The sequence below is a fragment of the Nocardia sp. NPDC050717 genome (assembly GCF_040654275.1).
In the GTDB taxonomy this organism is placed as follows: domain Bacteria; phylum Actinomycetota; class Actinomycetes; order Mycobacteriales; family Mycobacteriaceae; genus Nocardia.
In genome coordinates this window covers 22,451-38,052 of the sequence record NZ_JBFAHR010000027.1, presented here as the reverse complement: position 1 = coordinate 38,052, position 15,602 = coordinate 22,451, and the positions used below count along the sequence as shown (strand labels likewise).

Sequence of the window (15,602 nt, the reverse complement as noted above, 5' to 3'; positions counted from 1 at the left end):
TGCATGTGTTAAGCACGCCGCCAGCGTTCGTCCTGAGCCAGGATCAAACTCTCCGTTGAAGACTCTCAACCACACCCCGAAGGATGTAATCAGAATAATCTAAAGACTAGAGTCCGAAAACCTAGCAAGCCGAACACCAGCAAAAAGATTCGCTGTTGTTCAAATGTCCACTCCTCAACCGGGGGGTATGAGAAGCGGAACCAATAAAAATATTGGCACTGACATTCATCGACACACTATTGAGTTCTCAAAGAACACACGCACAAGCCTCTACCCGCAACTTTCGAAGGGGATTCAGCAGGGCAAGGGTTCCAACTGTAGCGCAGGGATTCCACCGAAGCAAGTTCGAGAGGAAGTTACCTAGCACACACGATCAGCCAGGCGCTCATCGTCCAACCTCGTTTTCCCTGGCACCTCGGTACCGGGTCGGTGTCCGTGTCGCTCTGACTCGAAGAAAGTTACGCACCGAAGATCATGAAGTCAAATCGCCTGGTCAGAGGCGGTGTTCGGCAGCCAGTCGGTGACGAACCAGCCCGGCGCCGCGGCGACGAAGCGCTCGCGGTCCCAGGCGCCCGCCCCGGCGGGGACGGATCCGAGCAGGCGCGTCTCGGTGACCCGGGGAAGGTCGTCGCGGTTGCAGCGCGCGGCGAGGTCGGGCTCGACGGGCCACGATCCGATGACCAGGCCGGCGCACGGCACACCCGCGGCGGCCAGCGTGCGGGTGGTGAGTTCGCTGTGGTTGAGCGTGCCGAGTCCGGCGGCGGCCACGACCAGGACGGGCGCGCCGAGCTTCTGCGCGAGCTCGAGCAGGGTGAACTCGCCAATCCGGACCAGCAGTCCCCCGGCGCCTTCGACCAGGACGAGGTCGGCGTCGCGCAGGCGGTCGACGGCGGCGACGGTCTCGTCCAGGGTCAGCAGGGGCAGGCCGGCGCGGCGGGCGGCGGTGTCGGGCGCCAGCGGTTCCGGGTACCTGGCCAGTTCGAGAGTGCGGGTCACGCCGGAGAGCCGGGTGATGTCGGCGAGATCGCCCGGCTCCCCGGGTGCCATGCCGGTCTGGGCCGGTTTGCACACCGCGACGGACCGTCCGGCGGTGCGGGCGGCTGCGGCCAGCGCGGCGGTGACGACGGTCTTGCCCACGTCGGTGGAGGTGCCGCTGATCAGCAGGATGCTCATGCGGTCACGGGCTCCTTCGTCTCGGCGAGGACCGCGCCGAGGACCTCGGCGATGGTGTCGAGTTCGGCGTCGGTGAGGTTCGCGCGGGCCGTCAGGCGCAGGCGCGAGGTGCCCTCGGGCACCGACGGCGGACGGAAGCAACCGACGTCGAGTCCGCGGGCGCGGCAGGCCTGCGCCGCGTCGAAGGCGAGCTGGGCGTCGCCGAGGACGACCGAGACGACGGCGGAGTCGGGCTCCGGCACGCCGGCGATCCGGGCGATGTCGGCGGCCCGGTCGAGGACCCGCGATGCCATCGTGGGGTCGCGGCGCAGCAGGCCGAGCGCGGCACGGGCGGCGCCGACCGCGGCCGGCGCGAGGCCGGTGTCGAAGATGAAGGTGCGGGCGGCGTCGACGAGGTGGTCTCGGATCCTGGCGTCGGCGAGCACCACTCCGCCCTGGGCCGCGAACGCCTTGGACAGCGTGGCGGTGACGACGAGGTCCGGCTCTCCGGCCAGGCCCAGCTCGTGCACCAGACCGCGCCCGCCGCGGCCACGCACTCCCAACCCGTGCGCTTCGTCGACGAGCAGTACCGCCCCGGTGTCCCGGCAGACCCGGTGCAGGTCGGCGAGCGGGGCGAGGTCACCGTCGGCGCTGAACACCGAGTCGGTGAGCACGAGCGCGCGCTCCTCGGACCGCGCCGCGAGCAGTCGCTCGACGGCGTCGACGTCACGATGCGGGGCGATCTCGACCCTGGCGCGCGAGAGCCTGCACGCGTCGACCAGGGAGGCGTGGCTGCCCGCGTCGGAGACGACGAGGGAGCCGCGGCCGGCCAGCGCGGTGACGGCGCCGAGGTTCGCGGCATAGCCGGAGGCGAAGACCAATCCGGCTTGCGCACCGACGAATTCGGCCAGTTCGGCCTCGAGCAGGGCGTGCTCGGCGGTGGTTCCGGTGACCAGGCGCGAGCCGGTGGACCCGGCGCCCCACCGGCGGACGGCGGCGACCGCGCCCTCGACGACCTCGGGATGGCGCACGAGTCCGAGATAGTCGTTGGAGGCGAGGTCGATGGCGGGCGCCTCGGCCTCGCGCACCCGCAGCGTGCGGCGCAGCCCGGCGTCGACCCGCTCGGCCGCGCGCTCGTCCAACCAGTTCAACGGATCGATACTCACAGCTGAGGAGGATACTTGAACACTGTTCAGGGTCATCCGAGGGAGGCCTTCACCGCGGACCGGACGGCGCCGGTGATGGTGGCGATGTCGTCGGTGGAACTGATGAACGGCGGCATCGTGTAGATCAGATCGCGGAACGGGCGCAGCCAGGCGCCGGCGTCGACCGCGGCGGCGGTGGCGGCGCGCATGTCCACGGGGCGATCGAGCTGGACGACCCCGATCGCGCCGAGCACCCGCACGTCGGCGACGCCGGGCAGCCCGGCCAGCGGTTCGAGTCCGGCGCGCAGTTCGGACTCGATCCGGGCGACTTCGCCGCGCCAGTCCCGCGAGCGCAGCAGTTCGAGGGAGGCGACCGCCACCGCGCAGGCCAGCGGGTTGCCCATGAAGGTCGGCCCGTGCATCAGGCCCCCGTGCGCCGCGCTGATCGTCTCGGCGATCGCGGTGGTGCACAGCGTGGCGGCCAGCGTCAGATAACCGCCGGTCAGCGCCTTGCCGACACACATGACATCGGGGGCGACGCCCGCATGGTCGGCGGCGAAGAGGGCGCCGGTGCGGCCGAATCCGGTCGCGATCTCGTCGAAGACGAGCAGCACCTGATTCTCGTCGCAGAGGCGGCGCAGTTCGGTGAGGTAGCGCGGGTCGTGCCAGCGCATGCCGCCCGCGCCCTGCACGACCGGCTCCACGATGACGGCGGCGAGTTCGTCGCGATGGGTGGTGACGGCGCGCTCGAGCTCGGCGAGATAGCCGGGTTCGAAGGTCGCGGGCGGCGCGGGAACGAAGACCTGTTCGGTGAGGACGTCGGTCCACAGCGCGTGCATGCCGCCGTCGGGATCGCACACGCTCATCGGGGTGAAGGTGTCGCCGTGGTAGCCGCCGCGCCAGGTGAGCAGCCGGTGCTTGCCCGGCTTGCCGACCCCGCGCCAGTACTGCAGGCACATCTTCGCCGCGACCTCCACCGAGACCGAGCCGGAGTCACAGAGGAACACCTTGTCCAGCCCGGCGGGGGTGAGTTCGACGAGAAGCTGGGTGAGCCGGGCGGCCGGTTCGTGGGTGAGGCCGCCGAACATCACATGACTCATCCGCTGGGACTGCGCGAGCAGGGCGGCGTCGAGGACGGGGTGGCGGTAGCCGTGCACGGCGGCCCACCACGAGCTCATCCCGTCGACGAGCTCGCGACCGTCGGCGAGGGTGAGCCTGGTGCCCGCCGCGCTCGCGACGACCAGCGGTTCGGTGGTCGCGGGAAAGCCGCCGTAGGGATGCCAGACATGGTCGGCATCGACGGCACTGATCTGCTCGGGAGTCAGGTCCACAGGTGTCCTCGTCCTCGCCCGGTGCCGCCGGAACGACGGCCTTGAACACCGTTCAAGTTATCATCCCTCCCCCGCGCCGGACAGGCCGGTGAGGACAGCGGGGACCCGAGCCAGCGCGGCGCGCATCTCCGCGAGAGTCGATCCGCCCAGTTCGACGGCGAGCGCATCCTCGATCCGGCGGATGTGCGTACCGGCCACCGCGAGGGCCTCGGCGCCCGCCGCGGTGGCGACGACCAGGCGGGCCCGCCCATCCGCGGGGTCGGGCCTGCGCTCGACGTAACCGCTTCGTTCGAGATGGGTGACCAACTCGCCCATCGACTGCTGGGTCATCCCGGCGGCGTCGGCCAGCGCGGTGACCCGCGACCCCGTGGGCTCCAGGTGCCGGAAGACGGCGTAGTGGGCGGGCCGCAAGTCACCGCCGAGCGCGGCGCGCAGTCGCTCGTCGAGCGCGCGCTCGTACGAGTCCGTCGCCTGGACCAGGAGTTTCAGCAGGGTGGCCGGTCGATCCATTGACATATTATGAAGGTTACCTTTGTATATTGATATGGCTGACATCGGTACCGTCCTCACCTTCCGCAACGGGCACCGCGTGACACTGATCGACCGCGGCGCCGACGAGCAGGGCGCGTACCTGCGGCTCGAGCACGTCCTCCCCCGGGTCGGGCGCGAAGCCGGGCCGCACTGGCACCCCGAGATCAGCGAGACCTGGACGATCCGCAGCGGCCGGGTGCGCTTCCGGATCGACGGCACCGAGATCGTGGCCCGACCGGGTGACACCGTGACCGCGCCGCCGCGCGCGGTCCACGAGTTCTGGAACGAAGCGCCCGACACGGTGCTGGACCACTTGATCCGGCCACCGCTGCGGCACTGGGCGATGTTCGAATTCTGGTGGGGCCTGGACACCACCGGCCGGACGACGGCAGGCAAACTGCCGCGCAATCCGCTCGCGCTCGGGCTGCTGTGGGAGTACCAGGACGGTTACCTCGCCGGTCCGCCCGCGCCGCTGCAGCGGCTGGTGTTCGGCGGCCTGGCAGCGCTGGCCCGGCGGACCGGCTACGCGCGGCGGCTGCGCGCGGTCACCGTCGCCGCCGAGCGGGGGTGACGAAGCACCCAGGGCCGAGCCGCGCGGGCAGGGGCCGGATTCCTCTACTGTCGTAGCATGTCGAGCCCGAACGACCGCTCCGGTGAGGTGACCCCACTGGGTGTGTGGCCGGGCACCGCCTACCCGCTGGGCGCCACCTACGACGGCGCGGGCACCAATTTCTCGGTGTTCTCCGAGGTCGCGACCCGGGTCGAGCTCTGCCTGATCGCCAAGGACGGGACCGAGACCAGGGTCGAGCTGGACGAGGTCGACGGGTACGTCTGGCACGCCTACCTGCCCGCAATCACGCCGGGCCAGCGCTACGGCTTCCGCGTGCACGGGCCGTACGAGCCGGAGCTCGGGCTGCGCTGCGATCCCGCCAAGCTGCTGCTCGATCCCTACGGCAAGGCGTTCGACGGGCAGTTCGTCAACGATCCCTCGCTCTACACCTACGGGCTGGATTCGCTGGGCCACACCATGACCAGCGTGGTGATCAACCCGTTCTTCGACTGGGGCGCCGACCGGCCGCCGAACCGGCCCTATCACGAGACGGTGATCTACGAGGCGCACGTCAAGGGCATGACGATGACGCACCCCGACATCCCCGAGGAGCTGCGCGGCACCTACGCCGGCCTGGCGCATCCGGCGATCATCGGGCACCTGAAGAGCCTCGGCGTCACGGCGATCGAGCTGATGCCGGTGCACCAGTTCTTCCACGATCACGTGCTCACCGACCAGGGGCTGCGCAACTACTGGGGCTACAACAGCATCGGCTACCTGGCCCCGCACAACGAGTACTCGGCCCGCCCGCGCGGGGACGCCGCGGTCGCCGAATTCAAGGCGATGGTGCGGGCGATGCACGCCGAGGGCATCGAGGTGATCCTCGACGTGGTCTACAACCACACCGGCGAGGGCAACCATCTCGGGCCGACGCTGAGTCTGCGCGGCATCGACAACGCCGCCTACTACCGGCTCGACGAGGCCGAACCCGAGCTCTACCGGGACTACACCGGCACCGGCAACAGCCTCAATGTGCGGCATCCGCACACGCTGCAGCTGATCATGGACTCGCTGCGCTACTGGATCCTGGACATGCACGTCGACGGCTTCCGGTTCGATCTGGCCGCCACCCTCGCCCGCGAACTGCACGATGTCGACCGGCTCTCCGCGTTCTTCGACCTGGTGCACCAGGACCCGGTCGTCAGTCAGGTGAAACTCATCGCCGAGCCGTGGGACGTGGGCGAGGGCGGGTATCAGGTGGGCAACTTCCCCAGCCTGTGGACCGAGTGGAACGGCAAATACCGCGACACGGTGCGCGACTACTGGCGCGGCGAACCGGCGACGCTGGGCGAGTTCGCGTCCCGGCTCACCGGGTCGTCAGATCTGTACGAGCCGACCGGGCGGCGCCCGAGCGCCAGCATCAACTTCGTCACCGCGCACGACGGCTTCACGCTGCGGGACCTGGTGTCCTACAACGAGAAACACAACGACGCCAACGGCGAGGACAACCGCGACGGTGAGAGCCACAACCGGTCGTGGAACTGCGGTGTCGAAGGACCCACCGACGACCCGGAGATCCTGGCACTGCGGGCCCGCCAGCAGCGCAACCTGCTGGCCACACTGATCCTGAGCCAGGGCACGCCGATGCTGGCCCACGGTGACGAGATCGGGCGCACCCAGCACGGCAACAACAATGTGTACTGCCAGGATTCGCCGCTGGCCTGGATGGACTGGTCGCTGGCCGAGACCAATGCCGACCTGCTCGCGTTCACCCGCTCGGTGATCGCGCTGCGCACCGAGCACCCGATCTTCCGGCGCCGCCGGTTCCTCGCCGCCGGCCCTGGCGACGGCGCCGACCGCGGCCGCGAGATCGCCTGGTTCACCCCGTCGGGCACCGAGATGACCACCGACGACTGGCACAGCGGGTTCGGCAAATCGCTGGCCGTGTTGCTCGACGGCGACGGCATCCCCGAACCGGGACCGCGCGGGGAACGCATCACCGACGACTCGTTCCTGCTGTGCTTCAATGCGCACGACGAAGCGCTCGATTTCGTGTTGCCCGCGCCGGAGTTCGGTGCGGAATGGACTCTCGCCCTTGATTGCTCGACCCCCACCGGGGCGGCCGACGCGGTGTTCGCCGCGGCGGCCGCCCTGCCCGTCCCCAGCCGCTGCCTGCTCGTCCTGCGCCGAACCGCCTGACCGAAACGATGACCGAGACCGCCGTGACCGATCCGCTGACCCTGCTGCACCGCGCGCCCCTCCGCCCGACCACGGTGCGCAGCACCTACCGGCTGCAGTTGCGGCCGGACGCGCTCACCTTCGCCGATGCCAGAGCCATCGCCGAATACCTGCAGCAGCTCGGGATCTCGCACCTGTACCTGTCGCCGATCCTCACCGCCGCGCACGGCTCGACACACGGCTACGACGTCACCGACCCGACCACCGTCTCGGCCGCGCTCGGCGGACCCACCGGGCTCAAGGCGCTCTCGGACGAGGTGCGCAGCCGCGGCATGGGACTGATCGTCGACCTGGTGCCCAATCACGTCGGTGTCGGTGATCCGAAGCAGAACCCGTGGTGGTGGGACGTGCTGCGCAACGGCCGCGAGTCCAAGTACGCCAAGTTCTTCGACATCGACTGGAGCCAGGGCAACGGCGCGGGCGGCAGGCTGGCACTGCCGGTGCTGATGAGCGAGAACGACCCGGCGGCGCTGACCGTCGACCGGTCGGGCCAGGAACCGATGCTGGCGCTGCACGATCTGCGCTTCCCGATCGCGCCCGGCACCGACGGCGACAACGCGCTGCGCATCCACGACCGCCAGCACTACCGGCTGGTGAGCTGGAAGGCCGGCGTGTGCACCTACCGGCGCTTCTTCGCGGTGAGCGGGCTGGCGGCATTGCGGCAGGAGGACCCCGAGGTCTTCGAGGCGACCCATCGCGAGCTGGCGGCGTGGTGTGAGCACGATCTGATCGACGGTGTGCGCGTGGACCACCCCGACGGGCTCTCCCATCCCAGCGCCTACCTCACCCGGTTGCGCCGGCTGATCGGCCCGCAGCGGCTGCTGCTGGTGGAGAAGATCCTCGCCAATCGCGAGCCGCTGGACGCGACGCTGCCGGTCGACGGCACCACGGGGTACGACGCGCTCGCCGATGTCGGTGGCGTGCTGATCGATCCGTCCGGCGAGGCGACGCTCACCGAGTTGTCCCAGCACGTCGCCGGGCACGGCAGCGACCGGGCGTGGTTCGGCGAGACCGAGCACCGGATCAAGCGGGCGGTGGCGGAAACCATTCTGGCGCCGGAGATCCGGCGGCTGGTCGCGGCGATCAAGCGCGACGGCGACGCGGGCAGCTTCGACACGCTCGCGGTGAGCAACGCGACCATCGAGGTGCTGGCGTTCATGCCGGTCTACCGCGTGGACTACGCGCCGCTGGCCGGGATCACCGCCGCGGTGGTGGCCGAGGTGGAGAAGCGCAACGCAGAACTCACCGCGCCGCTGTCGGTGCTGGTGACCGCGCTGGCCAAGGGCGGCGAGGCGGCGATCAGGTTCTCCCAGGTGTGCGGCGCGATCACCGCGAAATCGGTCGAGGACACCATGTTCTATCAGGGCGCGCGCCTGGTGTCGCTGCAGGAGGTGGGGGGCAATCCGGCGCGGTTCGGCCACTCCGTCAACGACTTCCACCTGTCCAACAGCGAACGCTCGCAGCGCTGGCCCGCCACCATGACGACCCTGTCGACCCACGACACCAAGCGCGGCGAGGACGTGCGCGCCCGGATCGGGGTGCTGTCCCAGGTGGCCGAGCTGTGGTCGCAGCGGGTGCGCGGCTGGCTCGAGACCACCCCCGCCCCCGACGGCGCGACGGCACTGTTCCTGTTGCAGAACATGTTCGGGATCTGGCCCGCCGACGGCAGACCGGCGTCGTCGGTGCCCGGGCTGCGGGACCGGCTGCACCAGTTCGCGGAGAAGGCGATTCGCGAGGCGGGTGTGAAGACCTCCTGGGAGGAGCCGGACGCGCAGTTCGAGGCGGCGGTCCACGGCTGGCTGGACGCGGTGATCGACGGCCCGGTGGGCACCGGCATCGGCGACCTGGCCCACGAGCTCGCCCCGCACGCCTGGTCGGACGCGGTGGCGCAGAAGCTGTTGCAGCTGTGCGGTCCCGGCATCCCCGACCTGTATCAGGGCACCGAGCTGTGGGAGGACTCGCTCGTCGACCCGGACAACCGGCGGCCGGTGAACTTCGCCGTGCGTGCCGGCCTGCTCCAATCCCTCACCGAGCCACCGACACTCGACACCACGGGCGCGGCGAAGATGTGGGTGGTGGCCTACGCGCTGTGGCTGCGCCGGGAGCGCCCGGAGTGCTTCGTCGGCGGGTCGTATCTGCCGATGTTCGCGGCCGGTGAGCACGCGCACCGGGTCGTCGCCTACGGCCGTGGCGCGGCAGGCGAGAACGTCGAGGTGATCGTGGTGGCGACCCGGCATTCGGTCGGGCTCGCGGGCACCGGCTGGCTCGACACGACATTGGCACTGCCGGAAGGCAATTGGACCGATCGACTGACCGGCACCGCCTACTCCGGCGGCGTCACGATGGAGAAGCTGTTCGCGCGGCTGCCGGTCGCGTTGCTGGTCCGCTGAGACCCTTTCCACGACAGCGGGATCGGGGCCACGATGGTCGTGGCCCCGATCCCGGTGCGTGCGTCACGCCGCGCGCAGCCCGCGGTACTGCAGTGCGGCGAACCCGCCGACGGTGATCGCCTGCAGCACCGCCCACACCGTGCCGACCGTGGTCAGGCTCAGTGCTCCGGTGAGCGCGGCGGCGAGGCTGGCCACGACCCAGGCGGTGTTGCCGATCGCCACCGCGGCCGCGGCGGGCCGGGAGATCGGCGAGCGGAGACCGACCACCGCCACGGCGAGCCCGTAGGCGGTGAGGAAGACGCCGATCGCGAGACCGGCGCGGACCTCGAGGCCGAGCAGGCGCTCCAGCGGGTAGGCCAGCGCGAGGTAGGCCAGGCCGTTGACGCCGGTGACGACGGCATCCAATCGCAAGGACAGGCGCAGCAGGGGCTCGCCGGGCGTGAGCAGGGCGGACAGGCGGGACGGGGCGGTGGTGGTCATGGCGGATCTCCTGGTTCGAGCGGGTGGGTCAGGCGGAAGTGGGGACCTTGTCGAGGAAGCCGAAGACGCTGTCGATGCGGCCGTCGGTGAGGACGGCGACGTCGAAGCCGATCACCACCGGTTCGCCCTCGGCGGGACCGAGGCCCCAGGTGAAGCGGACCTGGTCGTGGTGCGCGTCGACCGGCCCGGCCAGCCGGAAGCTCCAGTCCGGGAACTGGGCCTGCACGCCGGCGATGGCGGCCTCGAGTTCGGCGTGGCCGGTGACCGCGACCAGCGGGTCGACGTAGCGGGCCTCCGGGGTGAACAGGCGGGCCACCGCGGCGCGGCGGTCACTGGGCTCGCGGGTGTTCCATGCCTCCAGGTACTGCGCGACGACGGTGTTCATGGTGACCTCCGAAATAGGCTTTGAACTGGCGTTTCGTGGGTTCGTTCCCGCGATGACACCTACGGTATTTCGCCGCGGGGGCCCACCGAATCAGTCGCCTATAGGTACTTTCGCCACGCGGTACCGGTACGGCGATACCGTGGTGCGCATGCTCTACGGACGCGAGGCCGAACAGGCCGTCATCGACGACCTGCTCGACGGTGCGCGCGCCGGGCGCAGCGGCGCCCTCGTGCTGCGGGGCGAGGCGGGGATCGGCAAGTCGGCGCTGCTCGACTACGCGGCGACGCGCGGGATCACGGCGGCGCGCGGTGCGGGAATCGAGTCCGAGGCCGAATTGCCTTTCGCGGCACTGCATCTGCTGCTGCGGCCAGGGATGGCGCTGGTGCCGAAGCTGCCGCCGCGCCAGCGGGAGGCGCTGGAGTCGGCCTTCGGGCTCGGCGCGAGCGCGCCCGCGGACCGCATGCTGATCGGACTCGCCGTGCTCACCCTGCTGGCCGAGGAGACGGCGGACGGCCCGCTGCTCGTGCTGATCGACGACGCGCACTGGCTGGACCGCGCCACCGCCGAGACGCTGCTGTTCGCCGCGCGCAGGCTCGACGCGGAGGGCGTGGTGATGCTGTTCGCCGCCCGCTCCGGGCCGGACGACTTCCCGGCGCCCGGCCTCCCGGAGTTGGCGCTGTCCGGTTTGCCCGCCGAGGCGTCGGCCGCCCTGCTCGACGCGGGAGCGACCGCGCTCTCGCCCACGGCGCGGTATCGGCTGCTGGTCGAAGCGGGCGGCAATCCGCTGGCGCTACTGGAACTTCCCTCGGTGCTCGGCGCGGTGGACGACCTCAATCCGCTGCCGTTGACGCAGCGATTGCAGCTCGCGTTCTACGGCCGGGTGGCCCGGTTGCCCGCCGCCACGCGCACGATACTGCTGGTGGCGGCCGCGGCGGGCACCACGGACCTCGCCCCGATCCTGCGGGCCGCCGCCCGCCTCGGCGCGGCGCTGCCCGATCTGCAGCCCGCCGCCGACGCGGGGCTGGTGCGCACCGACGGGCAGGTGGTGACGTGGCGTCATCCGCTCTCCCGCGCGGCCGTCTACCAGGGCTCGGCGCTCACCGATCGGCTGGCCGCCCATCGCGCGCTCGCCGAGGCCATGACCGACCCCGACACCGCCGACCTGCGCGCGTGGCATCTGGCCAGTGCCGCCACGGGTTCCGACGAGCAGGCCGCCTCGGCCCTGGAGCGCACCGCCGATCGGGCGCGGCGCCGCAACGGCTTCCACGGCGCGGTCGCGGCCTACGATCGCGCCGCCGCCCTGAGCGCCGGCCGCGAAGCCCGCGTCCGCAGGCTCGTCGCCGCCGCCGAAACCGCCACCGAGGCCGGGCTGTTCGAGCACGCCGCCCACCTCGCGGACCGCGCCGCCGCCCAGCTCGGGCGCACTGATCGGACACCGGGTACCGGGGGACGCACCACCACCGAATCCGGGCAGTTCGACCACGCGGCCCCGCTCGCGGTCGGCGCCGCCCACACCGAACGCACCGATCCGGCGCCGGGCACCGGGGGACGCACCACCTCCGAAACCGGGCCCGACAACGGCCGCACACCGAAGCAGGACGGCCCCGCGGCCTGCGATTCGTCGAGCATCGGACTTCCCGGGTGCGCACCCGGCGAGGAGAACGCGGAATCCACGCGGACCACCGACTCCACCGGCAGCGTGGGCTCCGGCCGCGAGGCGGATCCGGGCGATGCGTTGTCACTGCGCTTGGAGCTGATCCGTGCCCAGGTCGAATTCGCCTCGGGGGCACCGGGTTCCGCACACCGGCGCCTGATGGCGGCTGCGCGTGCCGGCGCCCGGCAGAGCCCGATGTCCGCACGCGCGCGAACACAGACGGCGCACGGGCGACCAGCGAACCCCGACGACACCGACGGGCCCGCCCACTCCGTCGGTGGGCGAGTGCCCGCGCAGATCGTGACGCGGGCGGTACACACCGCGTGGTACCTCGGGCCCGCCGAGCTCGCTGAGGTGGCCGAGCTGCTGACCACCTCAGCGGTCGACGAAGACGACCCGTTCACGCCGATCGCGCGCTACCTGACCGGGTCGCTGACCGGTCGGCGCACGGTCGAGCTGCGCGAGGCCGCCGCGGCGGCCAGGGCCAACGGCGCCGACAGCCCGGCCGATCTCGTGCAGCTGTGCGGCAGCGGGCTGGTGGTGGGTCAGGACGAGCAGGTGGGTGAGCTGGCCGACGAGCTCATCGCCGAGAGCCGCGAGCAGGGCCGCCTCGCGCTGCTGGCGCCGCTGCTGTTCTTCCGGGCCGAGGCCGAGCTGTTCGGCGGACGGCCCGGCGCCAGTCGCGGCGCGGCCGAGGAGGGGGTGCGGATCGCCACCGATATCGGTCAGCCGCAGTGGATCAGCCAGCTCAGCGCGTTCCTGGCGTATCTGGCGGCGCTGCGCGGCGACGAGGCGGCCTGCCGCGAGCACGTCGACCGGACGACGGCCGAGGAGTTCGGTGGGGCGCGCGCGGCCGGTGCCCCGTGGGCGCACGCGGCGCTGGCGCTGCTGGCGCTCGGCGCGGGCAGGCTCGAGCAGGCACGGGCCGAGCTCGAGCACATGACGGTGGAACCGGCCCGACATCACGTCAGCGGGTTGCGCAGCCTGGCCGATCAGGTCGAGGTGGCGGCACGGCTCGGCGCACCGGCGCAGGCGGCGATGGCGCAGCTCACCGAGTGGTCGGCGCGGGCGGAACAGCCGTGGATCGCCGCGCTGGTGGCCAGGGGGCGGGCGCTGCTGGCCGAGGGCGCCGAGGCGGAGCCGCATTTCCGGGCCGCCCTGGTCGGCAACCGGCCGTTCGACGAGGGACGCACGCGGCTGCTGTACGGCGAGTGGTTGCGCAGGGACAGGCGTAAAGCCGACGCGCGGACCCAGCTCGAGCAGGCGCTCTCCCTGTTCGAGCGGCTCGACGCGGCGCCGTGGAGCGCCAGGGCGCGCACGGAACTGGCCGCGCTGGGGATCGGGGTCGACGCGCGGTCGAGCGCCGGTCCACTGAGCGTGCTCACCCCGCAGGAGGCGCAGATCGTGCGGCTGGCCGCGCAGGGGTTGTCGAATCGGGAGATCGCGGCGCGGCTGGTGCTGAGTCATCGCACGGTCGGGCACCACCTGTACAAGGCGTATCCGAAACTGGGGGTGCTCTCGCGCGGGGAGCTGAGCGCGCTCGACCTAGCGGAGTGAGTGCGCCCGGACGGCCCCGGCGATCCAGCGCGCGGTGGCGACCGCGGCCGCGACCAGAACGGCGGTCTGCGCCGAGCCGACCACGAGCAGCAGCAGGGCACCGACGACCAGCCCGGCGACCAGCGCCTCGAGCTTGTAGACCGGCCAGGCGCTGCCCGCGATGTCGACGGTCGCGCGCGCTGCCGATGGGGTGACCACTGCCATGCACACAGGATAGGCGCATTCCGAAGTTCGGGCCACCGAACTTTGCGATCCGGGCCTATCGGGAACATCACACGACGACGGATCGTTGTGCAGGTCATGCCACTGACTGGAGAGTACGCACCGAGCACTTCCGATTGGGCACGCACCCAGGCCGAGACCTACGAGAACTCCGGCGGAGCCGACGGCACCTCACTGCAGGGCAAGCCCGTCATCCTGCTCACCACCAAGGGCGCCAAGACCGGCAAGCTGCGCAAGACGCCGCTCATGCGGGTCGAGCACGACGGCGAGTACGCCGTCGTGGCGTCGCTGGGCGGGGCGCCGAAGCATCCCGTCTGGTACTTCAACATCAAGGCCGAACCGCACGTCGAGCTGCGCGACGGGACCGTCAACAAGGACTACACCGCGCGCGAGGTCTTCGGCGACGAGAAGGCGCTGTGGTGGGACCGCGCGGTCGCGGTCTGGCCCGACTACGCCGAATACCAGAAGAAGACCGATCGCGAGATCCCGGTCTTCGTCCTCACCCCGCGCTGACCTCGGCGTACCGGCTCCCCCGCCGCGGTACGGCGCCGCGGCGGGCGGTGCGTGGGCGCACTCGCGAGGCGCCCGAACCACCTCGGTAGCATTTACCGGGTGTCCCCCATCGCTGACGTCGCCGAAGTGTCCGTAACCCGTCCGCCGCTGACCGCGGACGAGATCGACGCCGCCGCCAAGCGAATTTCCGACATCATCGAGCCGACGCCGCTGCAGTTCTCCCCGCGGCTGTCGGCGAGCACCGGCGCGCAGGTGTATCTCAAGCGCGAGGACCTCACTGCGGTGCGCTCGTACAAGCTGCGCGGCGCCTACAACCTGATGGTCCAGCTCACCGCCACCGAGCGCGCGGCGGGCGTCGTCGCGGCCAGCGCGGGCAACCACGCGCAGGGCGTGGCCTTCGCCTGCCGGGCCATGGGTGTGCGCGGGCGCATCTACGTGCCGACCACCACCCCGAAGCAGAAGCGCGACCGCATCCGCGTGCACGGCGGCGAGTTCGTGGAACTGATCGCCGTCGGCGAGACCTACGACGCGGCCGCCGCGGCCGCCGCCGACGACGTCGCCCGCACGGGCGCGACCATGGTGCCGCCGTTCGACGACCCGCGCACCGCCGCGGGCCAGGGCACCATCGCCGCCGAGTTCCTCGAACAGCTCGGCACCGCGCCCGATCTGGTGATCGTGCCCGTCGGCGGCGGCGGGTGCCTCGCAGGCATCGGCACCTATCTGCGCGAGCGCGCCCCGCGGACCGGTCTGCTCGGCGTCGAGCCCGCCGGCGCGGCGTCGATGACCGCGGCGCTGGTGGCGCGCGGCCCGGTGACGCTGCCCGAGATCGATCCGTTCGTCGACGGCGCGGCCGTGCGCCGCATCGGCGATCTGCCCTACCAGGCGGCCGCGTCGTTCGGCGGCCGGGTGGTCTCGCACGCCTCGCTGCCGCTGCTGGTCACCAACGAATCCCCCACCGGCACAGGGTCGTTCCGGATGATGCAGATCGACGAGGGTGCCATCTGCACCGCTATGCTCGACCTCTACCAGAACGAGGGCATCATCGCCGAGCCCGCGGGCGCGCTCGCCACCGCGGCGCTGGCCGAGGTCGACGTCGAGCCGGGGTCGACGGTGGTCGTGCTCGTCTCCGGCGGCAACAACGACGTCTCGCGGTACGGCGAGATCATCGAGCGCTCGCTGGTGCACCGGGGCCTCAAGCACTACTTCCTGGTCGACTTCCCGCAGGAGCCCGGTGCGCTGCGCCGGTTCCTCGACGATGTCCTCGGCCCGGACGACGACATCACCATGTTCGAGTACGTCAAGCGCAACAACCGGGAGACCGGGGCGGCGCTGGTCGGCATCGAGCTCGGCGCCACCGACGACCTGGCGTCGCTGCTGCACCGCATCGAGGAGTCCCCGATCCAGGCCGAGCGCCTGGAACCGGGGTCTCCGGCGTACCGCTACCTGACCTGACG

At 71.3% G+C, this 15,602-nt stretch carries 13 protein-coding genes and 1 rRNA gene; 6 read left to right on the top strand and 8 right to left on the bottom strand.

Annotated elements, in window-relative coordinates:
* From AB0H56_RS31025 to AB0H56_RS31005, 5 genes are all read right to left on the bottom strand, one after another.
* Window positions 1–59: ribosomal RNA gene (locus AB0H56_RS31025) — 16S ribosomal RNA — on the bottom strand; the annotation flags it as partial.
* Window positions 60–480: 421 nt separating this feature from the next.
* On the bottom strand, window positions 481–1,173 hold the full coding sequence (gene bioD, locus AB0H56_RS31020; protein ID WP_357170080.1) for a dethiobiotin synthase: 693 nt from the start codon (window positions 1,171–1,173) through the stop codon (window positions 481–483).
* On the bottom strand, window positions 1,170–2,318 hold the full coding sequence (locus AB0H56_RS31015) for an 8-amino-7-oxononanoate synthase (RefSeq protein ID WP_357170077.1): 1,149 nt from the start codon (window positions 2,316–2,318) through the stop codon (window positions 1,170–1,172). Before AB0H56_RS31015 ends, bioD begins: the two co-directional genes overlap by 4 nt.
* A gap of 32 nt (window positions 2,319–2,350) precedes the next feature.
* Window positions 2,351–3,628: an adenosylmethionine--8-amino-7-oxononanoate transaminase gene (locus AB0H56_RS31010; RefSeq protein ID WP_357170075.1), complete on the bottom strand. Its 1,278-nt coding sequence runs from the start codon at window positions 3,626–3,628 to the stop codon at window positions 2,351–2,353.
* Window positions 3,629–3,688: 60 nt separating this feature from the next.
* Complete coding sequence (locus tag AB0H56_RS31005) at window positions 3,689–4,138, bottom strand: MarR family transcriptional regulator (RefSeq protein ID WP_357170072.1); 450 nt, start codon at window positions 4,136–4,138, stop codon at window positions 3,689–3,691.
* 34 nt (window positions 4,139–4,172) lie between these two features.
* Here AB0H56_RS31005 and AB0H56_RS31000 point away from each other — a divergent pair, with 34 nt between their 5' ends.
* From AB0H56_RS31000 to treY, 3 genes are read left to right on the top strand one after another with little or no spacing between them, the layout of a single operon-like run.
* Window positions 4,173–4,730: a cupin domain-containing protein gene (locus AB0H56_RS31000; RefSeq protein ID WP_357170069.1), complete on the top strand. Its 558-nt coding sequence runs from the start codon at window positions 4,173–4,175 to the stop codon at window positions 4,728–4,730.
* A gap of 57 nt (window positions 4,731–4,787) precedes the next feature.
* Complete coding sequence (gene glgX, locus AB0H56_RS30995) at window positions 4,788–6,908, top strand: glycogen debranching protein GlgX (protein WP_357170066.1); 2,121 nt, start codon at window positions 4,788–4,790, stop codon at window positions 6,906–6,908.
* A gap of 8 nt (window positions 6,909–6,916) precedes the next feature.
* Window positions 6,917–9,337 carry a malto-oligosyltrehalose synthase gene (gene treY, locus AB0H56_RS30990; RefSeq protein ID WP_357170064.1) on the top strand — a complete coding sequence of 807 codons (2,421 nt, stop codon included), beginning with the start codon at window positions 6,917–6,919 and terminating at the stop codon, window positions 9,335–9,337.
* Between the two features lie 63 nt (window positions 9,338–9,400).
* Here treY and AB0H56_RS30985 read toward each other — a convergent pair whose 3' ends face one another.
* Both AB0H56_RS30985 and AB0H56_RS30980 read right to left on the bottom strand, forming a co-directional pair.
* The gene (locus AB0H56_RS30985) at window positions 9,401–9,817 is read right to left on the bottom strand and encodes a hypothetical protein (RefSeq protein ID WP_357170061.1); all 417 of its coding nucleotides are present in this window, start codon (window positions 9,815–9,817) and stop codon (window positions 9,401–9,403) included.
* Between the two features lie 28 nt (window positions 9,818–9,845).
* Window positions 9,846–10,202: a nuclear transport factor 2 family protein gene (locus AB0H56_RS30980; RefSeq protein ID WP_357170058.1), complete on the bottom strand. Its 357-nt coding sequence runs from the start codon at window positions 10,200–10,202 to the stop codon at window positions 9,846–9,848.
* Between the two features lie 148 nt (window positions 10,203–10,350).
* On the opposite strand from AB0H56_RS30980, the gene AB0H56_RS30975 reads away from it, so the two are divergent.
* A complete protein-coding gene (locus AB0H56_RS30975; RefSeq protein WP_357170055.1) occupies window positions 10,351–13,413 on the top strand; it encodes an AAA family ATPase in 3,063 nt (1,020 codons plus the stop codon).
* On the opposite strand, the gene AB0H56_RS30970 is transcribed toward AB0H56_RS30975, so the two are convergent.
* The gene (locus AB0H56_RS30970) at window positions 13,402–13,617 is read right to left on the bottom strand and encodes a hypothetical protein (protein WP_357170052.1); all 216 of its coding nucleotides are present in this window, start codon (window positions 13,615–13,617) and stop codon (window positions 13,402–13,404) included. The genes AB0H56_RS30975 and AB0H56_RS30970 overlap by 12 nt on opposite strands.
* 96 nt (window positions 13,618–13,713) lie before the next feature.
* On the opposite strand from AB0H56_RS30970, the gene AB0H56_RS30965 reads away from it, so the two are divergent.
* Together AB0H56_RS30965 and ilvA are read left to right on the top strand one after the other, a co-directional pair.
* A complete protein-coding gene (locus AB0H56_RS30965) occupies window positions 13,714–14,148 on the top strand; it encodes a nitroreductase family deazaflavin-dependent oxidoreductase (protein ID WP_357170049.1) in 435 nt (144 codons plus the stop codon).
* A 99-nt stretch (window positions 14,149–14,247) separates the two neighbouring features.
* The gene (gene ilvA / locus AB0H56_RS30960; protein ID WP_357170046.1) at window positions 14,248–15,600 is read left to right on the top strand and encodes a threonine ammonia-lyase IlvA; all 1,353 of its coding nucleotides are present in this window, start codon (window positions 14,248–14,250) and stop codon (window positions 15,598–15,600) included.
* The last annotated feature ends 2 nt before the right edge of the window (window positions 15,601–15,602 follow it).